Below are 14,697 nucleotides of genomic sequence, written 5' to 3'. Positions count from 1 at the left end.
CATGTCCATTGCCAAATCCGTATCCGTTCCCCAAAAGACAGGCTTCGATCTCAAGCGCAGCGTAGTGGAAACCCTGGTGGCAGGGCTGCTGGCGCTCATCGTGTTCGGCCCGGTCGTCGGTGTGGTGCTCGACGGCTACAGCTTCAACGCCGAACCGCGGCGTGTGGCGTGGCTGGTCGGCGGTGTGATGCTTGGGCGCTTCCTGCTCAGCCTCTACCTGCAAACCGCTGCCGGCCGGCGCATGCTGCAAGGCTTCGACAATGGCGGCTCGGGCGTGCATGTGAACCCGCCAGATTACAAGTCGCGGCTGCGCTACATCATTCCTGCGCTCATCGTGATCGCCATCATCTTCCCGATCTTTGCCAACAAGTACTTGCTGACGGTGGTGATCCTTGGGCTGATTTACGTGCTGCTGGGTCTTGGCCTGAATATCGTGGTTGGCCTGGCCGGGCTGCTGGACCTGGGCTATGTCGCGTTCTATGCCATCGGTGCCTATGGCCTGGCGCTGGGCTACCAGTACCTGGGGCTTGGCTTCTGGAGCGTGCTGCCCTTGGCGGCCATTGCCGCGGCCCTGGCCGGGTGCATCCTGGGCTTTCCGGTGTTGCGCATGCACGGCGATTACCTGGCCATCGTTACCTTGGGCTTTGGCGAAATCATTCGCCTGGTGCTCAACAACTGGCTGTCGTTCACTGGCGGCCCCAACGGCATGCCGGCCCCGGCGCCGACGTTCCTCGGCCTGGAGTTCGGGCGGCGGGCCAAGGACGGGGGCGTGCCTATCCACGAGTTCATGGGTATCGATTACAACCCCAACCTCAAGTTCGTGTTCATCTACGCGGTACTGTTCCTGGTGGTGCTGGCCGTGCTGTACATCAAGCACCGGCTGACGCGCATGCCGGTAGGTCGCGCCTGGGAGGCCCTGCGCGAAGACGAGATTGCCTGCCGTTCCATGGGGCTCAACCATGTGCTGGTCAAGCTCTCGGCGTTCACCCTGGGCGCCTCGACGGCGGGGCTGGCGGGGGTGTTTTTCGCCACCTACCAAGGCTTCGTCAACCCGTCCTCGTTCACCTTCTTCGAGTCAGCGCTGATCCTGGCCATCGTGGTACTGGGCGGCATGGGTTCGACCGTCGGCGTGGTGATTGCCGCGTTCGTGCTCACTGTTGCGCCAGAACTGCTGCGCAGCTTCTCCGAGTACCGGGTGCTGCTGTTTGGCGTGCTAATGGTGCTGATGATGATCTGGCGACCGCGCGGGCTGATCCGCATCAGCCGGTCCGGTGTGACCCCGCGTAAAGGAGTGGCGCCATGAGCGACGACATCATTCTCTCGGTAGACCACCTGATGATGCAGTTCGGTGGCATCAAGGCGCTCAGCGATGTGAGCCTGAAAGTCAGGCGCAACCAAATCTTCGCCCTGATCGGCCCCAACGGCGCAGGCAAGACCACGGTGTTCAACTGCCTGACCGGCTTCTACAAGCCCAGCGGCGGGCGGATCGAGCTTAACGCGCGGGGTAGCCATACCAACGTCATCCAATTGCTGGGCGAACGCTTCCAGGCGGCGGACTTCGTCTCGCCATCACGGTTCGCCAGCCGGCTGTACTACAAGATGTTTGGCGGCACCCACCTGGTCAACCGGGCCGGCCTGGCCCGGACGTTCCAGAACATCCGGCTGTTCAAGGAAATGTCCGTCGTCGAGAACCTGCTGGTGGCCCAGCACATGTGGGTCAACCGCAACCTGTTGGCTGGCGTGCTCAACACCAAGGGGTATCGCAAGGCCGAGAGCGACGCGCTTGACCATGCGTTCTATTGGCTGGAGGTGGTGGACCTGGTCGACTGCGCCAACCGCCTGGCCGGCGAACTGTCCTACGGCCAGCAGCGACGCCTGGAAATCGCCCGTGCCATGTGCACCCGCCCGAAGGTGATCTGCCTGGACGAACCTGCCGCGGGCCTGAACCCTCAGGAAACCGAAGCGTTGAGCCGCATGGTGCGGGTCCTGCGTGACGAGCATGACATCACCGTGGTGCTGATCGAGCATGACATGGGCATGGTCATGAGCATTTCCGACCACATCGTCGTACTGGACCACGGCAACGTGATCGCCGAGGGCGCGCCCCAGGATATCCGCAACAACCCGACAGTGATCGCTGCCTATCTGGGTGCCGACGAAGAGGAGCTGATATGACTGCACCCATTCTGGAATTGAAGGACCTGGATGTATTCTACGGCCCCATCCAGGCCCTGAAGCAGGTGTCCATGCACATCGACGAAGGTGAGACGGTCAGCCTGATCGGTGCCAACGGGGCGGGCAAGTCCACCTTGTTGATGTCCATTTTCGGGCAACCTCGCGCCGCTTCCGGTCAGATCCTCTACCGGGGCACCGATATCACCCGCAAGTCCTCGCACTACATCGCCGCCAATGGCATCGCTCAATCGCCGGAAGGGCGGCGGGTGTTCCCGGACATGAGTGTCGAAGAAAACCTGATGATGGGCACCATCCCCATCGGCGACAAGCATGCTGACGAGGACATGCAGCGGATGTATGCATTGTTTCCACGCCTCAAGGAGCGACGCAACCAGCGCGCCATGACCATGTCGGGGGGTGAGCAGCAGATGCTGGCCATCGCCCGCGCCCTGATGAGCCGGCCTCGACTGCTGCTTCTGGATGAGCCTTCGCTCGGGCTGGCGCCCATCGTCGTCAAGCAGATTTTCGCCACCCTGCGCGAGCTGGCCAAGACGGGCATGACCATCTTCCTGGTCGAGCAGAACGCCAACCATGCGTTGAAGCTGTCCGACCGGGCTTACGTGATGGTCAACGGGCAGATACGCATGACGGGTACGGGCCAGGAGTTGTTGGTCAATGAAGAGGTGCGCAGTGCTTATCTGGGCGGGCACTGAGCCCTGATGGTCGTCCAGCCTTGAGCCAATCGGGGCTGGTCAGCGCTCGAAAGCATCTTCCTGCACGTCTCAACAGGCCAGTCCTCATGTGGACAACTGCCATGACCTCGGGCTTATGCACAGGCGCGAGGCGACAGGCCGCCCTCGGTTACCCACAACTTGATTTAGTCCACCATTCGTGTGGAGGTGCCTGTGGAAAACATGGTGGCATCTTTCTGCAGGCCCTTGAATCAAAGGCTTTCATAGATTTGATCATTTTTTGACCATGGGCGTGCTGGGTGGTGCTATGCCTATCTGACTAGTACTTTTTAAGTGTGATGTCATAAGGTCAGATGTCTGTGGATAAAATTGTGGAAAAGCATTGGACAGACGTCTGGAAGCAGCATGTGGCCAAGGATCTGGCGCTAGTGAAAAAGTCAGACGAGACCGTGGTTCGCTGAAAGGGTTCCGCCGGGTGCGGCAGTTGCCCCCAATTGGCGGGGAAAGGCTTGTGGATAAGGTGCGCATAGGTGGCTGCAGCCCAGTGCATACGCGGCCTTCAGCGGTGTGGTCAAAAAACGATCAGTGCGTATGGCGACTTGCCCGGCGCATCGAGCACGGGCATGCTTCGGGTTAACCCAGGATCTCTTACGTGAGGAACACTGCATGACTTCGACCGTCTTCATCACAGGCGCCACGTCCGGATTTGGCGAGGCCACTGCCCGCCGGTTTGCCGAGGCGGGCTGGAAGCTGGTGCTCACTGGACGCCGCAAGGACCGTCTGGATGCCTTGTGTGTCGAATTGTCAGCGCAAACCGAAGTCCATGGCCTGGTGCTGGATGTGCGTGATCGCCAGGCGATGGAACAGGCCATCGCCAACTTGCCAGCGGGTTTCGACACGCTTCGCGGGCTGGTCAACAACGCCGGGTTGGCGCTGGGGGTGGACGCGGCACAGAATTGCAGCCTCGACGACTGGGAAACCATGGTCGACACCAACATCAAGGGGCTGATCTACACCACGCGCTTGCTGCTGCCGCGCTTGATTGCCTACGGGCGGGGGGCGTCCATCCTGAACGTGGGGTCGGTGGCGGGTAATTATCCCTATCCGGGCAGCAACGTCTATGGCGGTACCAAGGCGTTTGTCGGCCAGTTCTCGTTGAGCTTGCGCTGCGACTTGCGCGGCACTGGCGTGCGGGTGAGCAACATCGAGCCTGGCTTGTGCGAGAGCGAGTTCTCGTTGGTGCGTTTTGGCGGTGACCAGGCCAAGTACGATGCTACCTACGCGGGTGCCGAGCCGATTCAGCCACAGGACATTGCCGAGACCATCTTCTGGATCCTCAACCAGCCGGCGCATATCAACATCAACAGCCTGGAACTGATGCCGGTAAGCCAGGACTGGGCTGGGTTCTCCATTGATCGCTCGGCGAAGGGGTAATTTGGTGTCTTTCTCGGTGGGAATGATCTCGTCAACTGGCGAGTTCCCCGCGCAACCCTGCCGTATTCGGACGTGCTGTTCGCGAACCTGAATGGCCGTCGTCGTTGTCGTTGCCGTTGCCGTTGCTTTTGCTTCTAAGCGCGCGGTAGTTCAGGCGCCTCAGATCGCGACTTCAGGAGGCCGAGCGCAGGGCTTGCGGAGGGAGGTGACGGGCATGGATGCCCGTCAAGCGCTGGGCCCCAGGATGGGGCCTGCAGCGCGGTCCTCCCGGGAGCGAGCCCGGAGCGAGGGGACCCCGAAGCGCAGCGCAGGGGCCGGATGACAGGAGCAAGCGGTTTTTGCTCACTTTTTGACAAGACAAAAAGTGAGCCGCCGTAAGGGCGGAAAGGTGACTGTGCGCCACCCGCGCCAATGAATACCAACTTGCTGTGCGCGCCCACGCTTTCAAGTTTCAAGTTTCAAGTTTCAAGTTTCAAGTTTCAAGTTTCAAGTTTCAAGTTTCAAGTTTCAAGTTTCAAGTTTCAAGTTTGGATTGCTTTGGCGTGGGTATTGAAAGAGAGCATAGTCCATTTGCGATGGCGACGCTTATTCACCTTTTCGCCATTACGGCGAGTCACTTTTTGTCAAACGCGACAAAAAGTAACCAAAAAACGCTGCGCTCCATTCATACGGCCCCTACGCTGCGCTTCGGGGTTCCCTCACTCCGGTCTTGCTCCCGGGAGGACCGCGCTGCAGGCCCCATCCTGGGGCCCAGCGCTTGACAGGCATCCATGCCTGTCACCTCCCTCCGCAAGCCCTGCGTTCGGCCTTCTGAAGTCGCGAAGATCAAAAGCAAGATCAAAAGCCACAGCCACAGCCACAGCAACAGTGTCTATAGTAGGAGTGATAACTTCTAAACTTGCCGCGATATATATCCCGTGTAGGAGCGGCTTTGTGCCGCGATGGGCCGCGCAGCGGCCCCAGTCATAGCGATATTGCTCAAGTTTTGGGGCCGCTGCGCGGCCCATCGCGGCACAAGGCCGCTCCCACACGGTAATTGAGTCGTCTTCAAAGAATGTACAGGCGTAACAAGGATTTTGTATTTACATATGCTGTTGCTGTTACAAGAGTAGTAGCAATGTGGATATAACTACGCCAGTAAATCAGGCACTCGATACTGTAGCAGTCCTGACAACGCTCGCCATTGAACGTATTTCAATGGCGCAAGCTTCTCAGCGCGCTGGACGGCTCCAGAATCTAGGCCTAACCACGCATTACGGTAACAACGCTAGCAGCGTCCGCCTTCACCCACCCAATCGCTTCAACCCTTCCAGACAGGTAGCCAGATGATAAGGCGTAGTCGACGGCATATCATGCCGGCTGACATCGCCCTGCCCATCCCGGCACTCATACCATCCCGCCTGCCGCAAGAACCGCCCCTGCAGGGCCTGCAACAGCTGGGGCAGCTTCACGTCTGCGTCAGGGCGCAATGCCAAGGCCCTGGCGTATTCGGCCTGTGCCCAGATACGCTGGGTCGCATCCAGCACGTGCCCTTGCACATCCAGCATCGCCAGCACCGCCATGTTTTTCACGCCATGGCGCTCGGCAAAGGCGAACCCCCGCTCAATGGAAGCATGCAACGCCGTCTCACGCAGCAGCGGCGAGGTGTGCAGCAAATAGAACCACTCGAACTGATGACCCGGCTCGAACCAGTTATCCACAGTGCCCCTGGGCTTTTCCAGCATCAGGCCGTGGGCAGGCTCGATGAAGTGGGCCTGCATCGCGGTGCATAACTGCAAAAGTGACTGCTGCACAGCCTGGTCATCACGCACGGCCAACACCTGCAGGAAGGCTTCCGCCAAATGCATCTGCGGGTTCTGCAGCGCGCCACTGCCCAGGTTGCCCCAGTCTTCACCCAGGCTGGCCTCGTACAAGCCATCATCCCGGGCAAAGCGATGCTCGATGACGTCCAGCGCAGCAGCCAGGGCGGAGACCACCAGGTTGTCGCGGACCTGGCCCCAATAGTGCGCGCAGGCGAAGACGATGAACGCGTGGGTATAGAGGTCCTTGCGCCGGTCCAGCGGCTTGCCCTGGGCGTCGATGCTGTAGAACCAGCCACCGTGCTCGGGGTCATGGAAGTGCTTTTGCAAGGAGCGGAACAATGCCGCGGCGCGTTCGGCCGCACCCGGTTGATCGATGCGGCTGCTGAACAGGTACAACTGGCGTGCGCACGCCATGGCCCGATAGCGCTGCACAGGCAGCGGCTGATGTTCGGCGTCGAGCGCTTCGTAGGGCAGTGCCAGTTCGGTGTTCCAGCCTGGCCCCTGCCATAGGGGCACGATGCACGTGGCAAAGTGCTGATTGAAGCGGGTCAGTTCGGGCAGGGTGGGGCGGGGGTTGGACATCTTGGCGCTCGTCGCTGTCGGGCAGGGCGCCATGGTAGCAGAAGTCGGGTTTACCGAGCCCGTCAGCCAGGGTTGCCAAGGCCTTGCCAATGCCGCGCACCGACGAAGATGAAGCGCAATTGCTGGGTGATCTTTTCCTGAGGGGTCAACGCCTGGGGTTCACCCCTTTCTGGCCTGTCGATCAATTCGGGCAAGGTGGCGAACACGGTCTTGACCACCAGGTCCGCCATGACGGTAAGCGCAGCATTGTCCAGGTGCTGCCAACGCTGCATCCGGCCCAGGTCGGTGGCCAGGTCAGCGGTGATGTTTTCACGCAGTTGGGCGATGGCCTGGCGCACGAGGTGCGAGCCTCCGTACTGCTCACGCGCCAGGAATAGAAACTGGGCACGGTGGGCAGCGACCACGTCGAGGAATATACGGACCGACGCATCCGTGATACCGCCCAGCTCGAATTCGTTGTGTCGCACCAAGCGGATGGTCTGGCGGAAGGTATCGTCCACCTCGTTGACCAGTGCCAGGCCCAGTGCATCCATGTCCGGGAAATGTCGGTAGAAGCCGGTGGGCACGATGCCGGCCGCCTTGGCCACTTCGCGCAGGCTGATGCTGCCAAAACCGCGACCACTCTCCATGAGCAGGCAGGCGGCGTCGAGCAGGGCCTGGCGGGTCTGTAGCTTCTGTTCGGCACGCGGCAACATGATGCAGGTTTCTATAGAGGGTGGCTGGGCACTCTAGTTAAAAAAACGAAGCCCGGTCAATGGACCGGGCTCGAAGGGGTAGGTCAGGCAGACGACAGCGCGGTGCGTCTTGCATAAGGTCAGCTCACCCGTGCCGTTTGCGACAAGCGATCTGCACCGCCTTCGGCAACACGGCCGCTGCGCTCGATCAGGCGATCGGAGCCACCTTCGGCAACACGGGCGCTACGCTCGATCAGGCGATCGGAGCCGCCTTCGGCAACACGGGCGCTACGCTCGATCAACCGGTCTGAACCGCCTTCGGCAAGTGTTTCAAGCGGTTGGATGTTTTGAACAGCGCTCGAACGTGATTCGGCGGTCAGGTGCTGCTCGGCACCTGGCAGGGCGAACGCATTGGCTGCAAGCAGGGAAAGGGTGAGGGTCAACAGGTGGCGTTTCATGATTCAGTGCTCCTCTGCGGGGCTGGAAAGTGGGTGTGTAGCCAATGCTACGCCGCGCACCGGCACAGAGAAGTTCATCCGGGTAATGGTAAAAATCGACCTCATTGATATCAGCCGCCAAAGGCTCTATTCAGAGCCCTGGCAGGGTCGCAGGTGGCTTGATGGCATGGGTGCGCACGGGATGCACCAAGCGAACCGGACGCGCCAGGCGCACCCAGGCACGGGAAATTCTTGGCTATCCTCCCCCTGAGATAAAACCCTCACGCCTTTCATCAGTCCCAGATACATGACCCCTCACCGCTACGCTTGTTTTCGCCTTGCCGCATGGAGACTCACGCAATGACGCGCCCCGCCAGAATCATCCTCTGGACCCTGACCACACTGCTGACCGTGCTGGCAATCCTGGTCGTGGTGATTGCCACCTTCGACTGGAACCGCGTCAAGCCCCTGCTCAACGAAAAGGTGTCCGAGGCCTTGCATCGGCCCTTCGCCATCAATGGCAACCTTGCAGTGCACTGGCGCACCGAGCCTGAAGAAGGCGGTTGGCGGGCGTGGATACCCTGGCCGCATTTCACGGCTGAAGATCTTACCCTGGGCAACCCGGACTGGCTCAAAGAGCCGCAGATGGTTGCACTGGAGCGCGTGGAGTTTCGCCTGTCGCCGCTGCCGCTGTTGTTCCACCAGGTCAGCATCCCGCGTATCAACCTGACCAAGCCGACTGCCAGCCTGACGCGCCTGGCGGACGGCCGGGCCAACTGGAATTTCGACTTCGGCCCGAAGGACGAGAACGAAGAACCGTCCAAATGGCAGATGGACATCGGCGCGATCGGTTTCGACCAAGGCAATGTCAGCTTTGACGACCAGACGCTCAAGGCTCGCATGAAGGTCCAGATCGATCCTCTGGGCAAGCCCATTGCATTCAGCGACATCGTGGGCAAGGCCACGGCCGAGAAGTCGGCGCCTGCACAGGACTATGCGTTCGGCCTCAAGGCGCAGGGACGCTACAAGGATCAGCCCGTGTCCGGCACCGGCAAGATTGGCGGCCTGCTGGCACTCAAAGCGTCCGATCAACCCTTCCCGCTGCAAGCGGATGTGCGCATCGCCGATACCCATGTGGTATTGGCTGGTACCCTGACCGACCCGCTCAACCTGGGTGCGCTCGATCTGCGGCTGCGCCTGTCAGGCGCCAGCCTTGGCAATCTGTTCCCGTTGACCGGCGTGACATTGCCTGACACTCCAGCGTATTCCACCGATGGTCACCTCAACGCCAACCTGCACGCCGAGCAAGGCGCTACCTTCGAATACCAAGGGTTCAATGGCAAGATCGGTGACAGCGACATTCACGGTGACCTGGCGTATGTCGCCAGCAAGCCTCGGCCCAAGCTCACGGGCAAGCTCGTTTCCAACCAGCTCCTGTTCAAGGACTTGGCACCACTGATCGGCGCTGACTCCAATGCCGAGCAAAAAGCCCGTGGTGGTGCCAGCAAGCAGCCGTCCGACAAGGTCTTGCCGGTCGAGGAATTCCGTACCGATCGCTGGCGTGCCATGGATGCCGATGTCACCTTCACCGGCAAGCGCATCGTGCACAGCGAGCAGCTTCCTTTCAACGACCTGTCGGCCCACGTGATCCTGGAAGACGGCCTGCTGCGCCTGGAGCCGTTGAGGTTCGGCGTAGCGGGCGGCAACCTGGCATCACGCATTCGTCTGGACGGCCGCAACGTTCCGTTGCAGGGGCGTGCACGGCTTACTGCGAGGGGGTTCAAGCTCAAGCAACTGTTCCCTACCTTCGCACCGATGCAAAGCAGCTTTGGCGAGCTCAATGGGGATGCCGACATCGCCGGTCGCGGCAACTCCGTGGCAGCACTGCTCGGTAGCGCCAATGGCGATCTGCGCATGCTGGTCAACGATGGCGCGATCAGCCGCAGCCTCATGGAAATCGCAGGTTTGAACGTGGGCAACTACATCGTCGACAAACTCTTCGGTGATGAGGACGTGAAGATCAACTGCGCCGCAGCCGATGTCGGTATCAAGAATGGCCTTGCCAGTACGCGCCTGTTCATTTTCGACACCGAGAACGCGATCATCTATATCAACGGCACCGCCAACTTCGCCAACGAGCGCCTGGACCTGAAGATCACGCCGGAATCCAAGGGGTTGAGGCTGTTCTCCCTGCGCTCGCCGCTGTATGTGCGGGGGGCTTTCGCCAAACCTAGCGCCGGGGTACAGGCCGTACCGCTGGCACTGCGCGGCGCCGGTATGGTTGCCCTTGGGGTGGTCGCGGGGCCTGCGGCCGGTCTCTTGGCGCTGATCGCACCCAGCAGTGGGGATGATCCCAACCAGTGCACACCCTTGTTGCAGCAGATGAAGGAAGGTAAGGCGCCGGCGGCCGTCAAAAGCCGCAAGTGATGGCGGGGCATGGGCCTGCGAGCTGAACCTTGGAGCGGCTGCGCAGCCCATCGCGGCACTAGAGCGCTCCTACCTAGAAATCGGTTAGCCTTCGGGGCGGCCTTAGGCATTTGCTTCTGCAAAGTCCAGGCCCCGCTATCTCAGCCAATACAGAACCAAGGTAGGAGCGGCCTGGTGCCGCGATGGGCCGCAGCGCGGCCCCGGCATTATGCGCTGCGAAGCTAAGATCCTGGGGCTACTGCGCAGGCAATTGCAGCCAGTCCAACGCTCCGGCGGAGCCGGTCGTGGGCTTGAGTAATCCAGAGTCAAATGAAAGATCGCCAGTGCTTCACGATCTCCGAGGTGGAATGGTCCGGTCAGGGCACCGGACTGGCCGCAATGGGCTGCGAAGCAGCCCTGCGTGAACAGCGTGACCGCATCAGCGGCCTTGTCGGTTGCTACTGGTCTTACAGCCCATCGAGCAGGTCGGACATGTCGTCGGCGTGCTCTTCTTCCTGCGCCAGAATGTCTTCGAAAATGCGGCGGGTGGTCGGGTCCTTGTCGCCGATGTACTGGATGATCTCGCGGTAGCTGTCGATGGCGATACGCTCGGCCACCAGGTCTTCCAGGACCATTTCCTTGAGGGTTGCACCTGCCACGTACTGGGCATGGGAGTTCTTGCTCAGGTTATCCGGGTTGAAGTCTGGCTCACCGCCCAGCTGCACGATACGCTCGGCCAGCTTGTCGGCGTGTTCGGATTCCTGGTTGGCATGCTCCAGGAATTCTTCGGCAGCCACGCTGGCCTTGACGCCAGAAGCCATGAAGTAGTGACGCTTGTAGCGCAGGGTGCAGACCAGTTCGGTGGCCAGCGAATCGTTGAGCAGCTTGATGATGCGCTCGCGATCGGCATTGTAGCCTTCGGTCACGGCACCGTTTTCCACATGTTCGCGCGCACGCTGGCGCAAGGTCTGAATGTCGGTCATTTCAGTCGTGTTCATGTTTCATCTCCAAAAAGCATCAGGTAGTCGTAGTCAGGTAGCGGAAGCCTTACGCGCCTTTGACGGCCTCGCGGTCTTCTTCACGTTGTTTGCAGGTCTTGAAACCCTTGGCATCCACATGGCCGGTGGCATCGAAGCGCACGTAGTACGGCTGCTGCTTGCCGTCGCGGTTGAGGATGTAGTCATTGCAGGTACCGCCATTGGGCAGGTCGATGACGTTGGACGGGCTGCCGCCGATGGCGATGACGCGCTGCATGGTCATGCCATTTTCGACCTGCTTGACCAGGGGCTCGTTGCGGTAGGTCACATAGTCCACCGGGTTTTCCGGGCGGCTGCCGCATGCCGTCAGGGTGGCGCTGGCCAGAAGGATTGCCAGAGTCTGCTTGAACATCGTCCCGCTCCTTGCACAAAAGGGTATGTGCAGGTTTTGAACCTCACGCAGCGCCAGGAGTTCGATCGAGGTAGCCAATTGCCTGCGTGCAAAAAGGTTGTCGTGCACTTGATGACGAAACGGGCCTCGCGTCAGCGCTTGTCTACACTGCAAATGTCACCGTGCGTTGGGCGCGGGCTCAGGAGAACACGACATGAAACGGCTGCACATTCCGTTAGTGATGGTTGCGCTGTTGTTCAGCGCCCAAGGTTTCGCGGCAAATACCACCCAGCAGGAAAAGATGAAAACGTGCAATGCAGATGCCACGGCGCAATCGCTCAAGGGCGACGCCCGCAAGGCCTTCATGAGTACGTGCCTGAAGAAACAGGTGCCACAGACCCAGCAGGAGAAGATGAAGGCGTGCAATGCCGACGCCACCGCCAAGGTGCTCAAGGGTGATGAGCGCAAGGCCTTCATGAGTGAGTGCCTGAAGAAGAAATGATCGGTGCCTATGCCTGCAGGCATAACGCTGGCAGACTGCGGATCTTCTTCGTTGGCTGCCGCTGAGGCTGTATGACCTTCACCCCCCGCCAAGTCACCCTGGCCAGTTTGATTATCGTGTTCGCAGGCTTGCTGTTGGCGTTGCCGTTGAAGCTGCTGCCCAGTCTGCTGGCAGGCCTGCTGGTGTTCGAACTGGTCAACATGCTCACGCCGCGCCTGCAGCCATTGATTGCCGGGCAGCGTGCGCGCTGGCTGGCAGTGGCGCTGCTGGGCACATTGGTGGTGATCAGCCTGGCGCTGCTGATCGCCGGGGCGTTCAGCTTCTTGTTGCATGAAGCGGAAAATCCTGGCGCTTCGCTGGACAAGTTCATGGCGTTGGTTGAGCGAGCGCGCGGGCAGTTGCCGCCGTTCATCGAGGGCTATTTGCCGGCCAGTGCTGCTGAGTTCAAGGTGGCGATCGGCGACTGGATCAAGAGCCATCTCAGTGATTTGCAACTGGTGGGCAAGGGCATGGCCCACATGTTCGTGACCTTGCTGATCGGCATGATCCTGGGGGCTATCGTCGCCCTGCAGCGCATACCCGACATCTCCCGGCGCAAACCTCTGGCAGCCGCCCTGTTCGAGCGCCTGAGCCTGCTGGTACAGGCGTTTCGCAACATCGTTTTCGCCCAGATCAAGATTTCCCTGCTCAACACCGCCTTCACTGGCATCTTTCTGGCCGTGGTGTTGCCGTTGTTCGGCGTGCACCTGCCGCTGACCAAGACCTTGATCGTGCTGACGTTCCTGTTGGGTCTGCTACCGGTCATCGGCAACCTCATGTCCAACACCCTGATCACCATCGTCGGGTTGTCATTGTCGGTGTGGGTGGCGGCGGCGGCGTTGGTCTACCTGATCGTGATCCACAAGGTGGAGTACTTCCTCAACGCCAAGATCGTCGGTGGTCAGATCAGGGCCAAGGCCTGGGAACTGCTGTTGGCCATGCTGGTGTTCGAAGCGGCGTTCGGCCTGCCGGGGGTGGTGGCAGGGCCGGTCTATTACGCTTATCTCAAGAGCGAGCTGCGCAGGATGGAGCTGGTTTGAAGGCGGCCACGGCGGGCCTGCTCAGGACATAACAAGGCCGGCGCAGGCTTGGTCAGGCGGTTACAGCCAGCGCTACCGTCAACGAGGGGCGACACAGGCGCCCCTTACCCCGTCGTTTCGTCACGCGCCATAACGCTTGCGTGCCTCAATGGCCAGCCCACTGCCGATGCTGCCAAAGATATTGCCTTCCACGTGACGGGCATTGGGCAACATCGCCGCCACACTGTTGCGCAGGGCTGGAATGCCGCTGGAGCCGCCCGTGAAGAAGACCGTGTCGACCTGGCCCTGGCTGACCCCGGCCTTGGCCAGCAAGTCCGTGACACTGGCCCGCACCCGTTCCAACAGGCTTTCGATGGCCGTCTCGAACAGGTTGCGAGACAGGTCCACGCCAAGGCCTGGTTCGATGCGGCCGAGGTCGACGTGACGACTCGGCTGCTCGGTCAATTCGATCTTGCTGGCTTCCACTTCCATGGCCAGCCAATGCCCGGCGCGCTCCTCGATGAGTTTGAACAGCCGATCAACGCCAAGGGTGTCCTCGATGTCGTAGCGCATGTTGCCCAGCGCCAACTGCGACTTCTGTGAGTACAGCGCGTTGATCGTATGCCAGGTGGCTAGGTTGAGGTGATAGCTGGTTGGCATCAAGGCACCGCTTTTCATGCGGCTGCCATATCCGAACAGCGGCATCACCCCTTGCAGGCTCAGCTGCTTGTCGAAGTCCGTGCCGCCGATGTGTACGCCACCGGTTGCGAGGATGTCGCTCTGGCGCTCGGCCACCGCGTGCCGCTCCGGCGACAGGCGAATAAGGGTGAAGTCGGACGTACCGCCGCCGATGTCGACGATCAGCACCAGTTCTTCACGGCTGATGCCTGACTCGTAGTCGAACGCCGCGGCGATGGGCTCGTACTGGAACGATACGTCCTTGAAGCCGATCTTGCGTGCCACCTCGGCCAGCGTGTCCTCGGCTTCCTGGTCGGCTGCCGGGTCCTCGTCGACGAAGAATACCGGGCGGCCAAGTACCACCTGGTCGAACTCACGCCCGGCCTCAGCCTGCGCGCGGTTTTTCAGCTCACCGATGAACATCCCCAGCAGGTCCTTGAACGGCAGTGCGCTGCCCAGCACGCTGGTGTCGTGCTTGATCAGCTTGGACCCGAGCAGGCTCTTGAGCGAGCGCATCAAGCGCCCTTCGTAACCTTCGAGGTATTCGTGCAGGGCCAGCCGGCCATAGACAGGGCGGCGCTCCTCGATATTGAAGAACACCACCGAGGGCAAGGTGATCTTGCCGTCTTCCAGGGCAATCAGCGATTCCATGCCCGGACGGTGCCAGCCAACCGTCGAGTTGGAGGTGCCAAAGTCGATGCCAAGGGCGCGGGCCGGGGATACGTCGGACATGGGGAAAAGGCTTCCGGAGGCAAAACGGCCGCGCAGTGTATGCCAGCTGGCGACAGAATCAAGACCGGTCGTCTGCCATGGAGCAACCCCAAGCGGGCCTTGAAAGGCTATGCTTGATCCCTATCTTCTCCAGCAACACGCACATTCACACTGGTGA

General features: G+C 60.7%; 13 protein-coding genes. 7 read left to right on the top strand and 6 right to left on the bottom strand.

Going from position 1 to position 14,697, the window contains the following annotated elements; genetic code table 11:
- Position 1: 1 nt before the first annotated feature.
- The 4 genes from livM to FS777_RS01095 all read left to right on the top strand — a co-directional run bounded on the left by livM (position 2) and on the right by FS777_RS01095 (position 4,301).
- Positions 2–1,303, top strand: coding sequence for a high-affinity branched-chain amino acid ABC transporter permease LivM (gene livM / locus FS777_RS01110; protein ID WP_078477915.1), 1,302 nt, complete (start codon positions 2–4; stop codon positions 1,301–1,303).
- Positions 1,300–2,175 carry an ABC transporter ATP-binding protein gene (locus FS777_RS01105; RefSeq protein ID WP_023532980.1) on the top strand — a complete coding sequence of 292 codons (876 nt, stop codon included), beginning with the start codon at positions 1,300–1,302 and terminating at the stop codon, positions 2,173–2,175. Before livM ends, FS777_RS01105 begins: the two co-directional genes overlap by 4 nt.
- Positions 2,172–2,888 carry an ABC transporter ATP-binding protein gene (locus FS777_RS01100; protein ID WP_058638001.1) on the top strand — a complete coding sequence of 239 codons (717 nt, stop codon included), beginning with the start codon at positions 2,172–2,174 and terminating at the stop codon, positions 2,886–2,888. The genes FS777_RS01105 and FS777_RS01100 overlap by 4 nt, the downstream gene beginning before the upstream one ends.
- 645 nt (positions 2,889–3,533) lie before the next feature.
- Positions 3,534–4,301, top strand: a complete 768-nt coding sequence (locus tag FS777_RS01095) for an SDR family oxidoreductase (protein ID WP_145253658.1) — start codon at positions 3,534–3,536, stop codon at positions 4,299–4,301.
- A 1,283-nt stretch (positions 4,302–5,584) separates the two neighbouring features.
- On the opposite strand, the gene FS777_RS01090 is transcribed toward FS777_RS01095, so the two are convergent.
- From FS777_RS01090 to FS777_RS01080, 3 genes are all read right to left on the bottom strand, one after another.
- On the bottom strand, positions 5,585–6,685 hold the full coding sequence (locus tag FS777_RS01090; protein WP_145253655.1) for an AGE family epimerase/isomerase: 1,101 nt from the start codon (positions 6,683–6,685) through the stop codon (positions 5,585–5,587).
- A gap of 62 nt (positions 6,686–6,747) precedes the next feature.
- Positions 6,748–7,380, bottom strand: coding sequence for a TetR family transcriptional regulator (locus FS777_RS01085; RefSeq protein WP_145253652.1), 633 nt, complete (start codon positions 7,378–7,380; stop codon positions 6,748–6,750).
- A 119-nt stretch (positions 7,381–7,499) separates the two neighbouring features.
- Entirely contained in the window at positions 7,500–7,817 is a 318-nt protein-coding gene (locus tag FS777_RS01080; protein ID WP_058638240.1) for a hypothetical protein, read from the bottom strand.
- A 339-nt stretch (positions 7,818–8,156) separates the two neighbouring features.
- On the opposite strand from FS777_RS01080, the gene FS777_RS01075 reads away from it, so the two are divergent.
- Positions 8,157–10,223 (top strand): AsmA family protein, encoded by a 2,067-nt coding sequence (locus tag FS777_RS01075; protein ID WP_145253649.1) that lies wholly within the window; start codon positions 8,157–8,159, stop codon positions 10,221–10,223.
- A 446-nt stretch (positions 10,224–10,669) separates the two neighbouring features.
- Here FS777_RS01075 and FS777_RS01070 read toward each other — a convergent pair whose 3' ends face one another.
- Positions 10,670–11,200 carry a bacterioferritin gene (locus FS777_RS01070; protein WP_023534650.1) on the bottom strand — a complete coding sequence of 177 codons (531 nt, stop codon included), beginning with the start codon at positions 11,198–11,200 and terminating at the stop codon, positions 10,670–10,672.
- A gap of 49 nt (positions 11,201–11,249) precedes the next feature.
- Entirely contained in the window at positions 11,250–11,591 is a 342-nt protein-coding gene (gene osmE, locus FS777_RS01065; RefSeq protein ID WP_058638237.1) for an osmotically-inducible lipoprotein OsmE, read from the bottom strand.
- A 193-nt stretch (positions 11,592–11,784) separates the two neighbouring features.
- Between osmE and FS777_RS01060 the strand changes: the two genes are divergently transcribed.
- Positions 11,785–12,072, top strand: a complete 288-nt coding sequence (locus tag FS777_RS01060) for a PsiF family protein (RefSeq protein WP_058638236.1) — start codon at positions 11,785–11,787, stop codon at positions 12,070–12,072.
- Positions 12,073–12,143: 71 nt separating this feature from the next.
- On the top strand, positions 12,144–13,151 hold the full coding sequence (locus FS777_RS01055; protein ID WP_023534518.1) for an AI-2E family transporter: 1,008 nt from the start codon (positions 12,144–12,146) through the stop codon (positions 13,149–13,151).
- 120 nt (positions 13,152–13,271) lie between these two features.
- Here the strand turns inward: FS777_RS01055 and FS777_RS01050 are convergent, their stop codons facing one another.
- On the bottom strand, positions 13,272–14,540 hold the full coding sequence (locus tag FS777_RS01050) for an Hsp70 family protein (protein ID WP_058603496.1): 1,269 nt from the start codon (positions 14,538–14,540) through the stop codon (positions 13,272–13,274).
- Positions 14,541–14,697: the final 157 nt, after the last annotated feature.

The organism is Pseudomonas sp. DE0157 (assembly GCF_007678615.1).
GTDB lineage: Bacteria > Pseudomonadota > Gammaproteobacteria > Pseudomonadales > Pseudomonadaceae > Aquipseudomonas > Aquipseudomonas parafulva_B.
This window is presented reverse-complemented; position numbering and strand designations above follow the sequence as displayed.

Bases quoted from the DNA above. Each gene is read 5' to 3' on its own strand.
- livM (WP_078477915.1), top strand. From the start codon at position 2: ATGTCCATTGCCAAATCCGTATCCGTTCCCCAAAAGACAGGCTTCGAT.
- FS777_RS01105 (WP_023532980.1), top strand. From the start codon at position 1,300: ATGAGCGACGACATCATTCTCTCGGTAGACCACCTGATGATGCAGTTC.
- FS777_RS01100 (WP_058638001.1), top strand. From the start codon at position 2,172: ATGACTGCACCCATTCTGGAATTGAAGGACCTGGATGTATTCTACGGC.
- FS777_RS01095 (WP_145253658.1), top strand. From the start codon at position 3,534: ATGACTTCGACCGTCTTCATCACAGGCGCCACGTCCGGATTTGGCGAG.
- FS777_RS01090 (WP_145253655.1), bottom strand. From the start codon at position 6,685: ATGTCCAACCCCCGCCCCACCCTGCCCGAACTGACCCGCTTCAATCAG.
- FS777_RS01085 (WP_145253652.1), bottom strand. From the start codon at position 7,380: ATGTTGCCGCGTGCCGAACAGAAGCTACAGACCCGCCAGGCCCTGCTC.
- FS777_RS01080 (WP_058638240.1), bottom strand. From the start codon at position 7,817: ATGAAACGCCACCTGTTGACCCTCACCCTTTCCCTGCTTGCAGCCAAT.
- FS777_RS01075 (WP_145253649.1), top strand. From the start codon at position 8,157: ATGACGCGCCCCGCCAGAATCATCCTCTGGACCCTGACCACACTGCTG.
- FS777_RS01070 (WP_023534650.1), bottom strand. From the start codon at position 11,200: ATGAACACGACTGAAATGACCGACATTCAGACCTTGCGCCAGCGTGCG.
- osmE (WP_058638237.1), bottom strand. From the start codon at position 11,591: ATGTTCAAGCAGACTCTGGCAATCCTTCTGGCCAGCGCCACCCTGACG.
- FS777_RS01060 (WP_058638236.1), top strand. From the start codon at position 11,785: ATGAAACGGCTGCACATTCCGTTAGTGATGGTTGCGCTGTTGTTCAGC.
- FS777_RS01055 (WP_023534518.1), top strand. From the start codon at position 12,144: ATGACCTTCACCCCCCGCCAAGTCACCCTGGCCAGTTTGATTATCGTG.
- FS777_RS01050 (WP_058603496.1), bottom strand. From the start codon at position 14,540: ATGTCCGACGTATCCCCGGCCCGCGCCCTTGGCATCGACTTTGGCACC.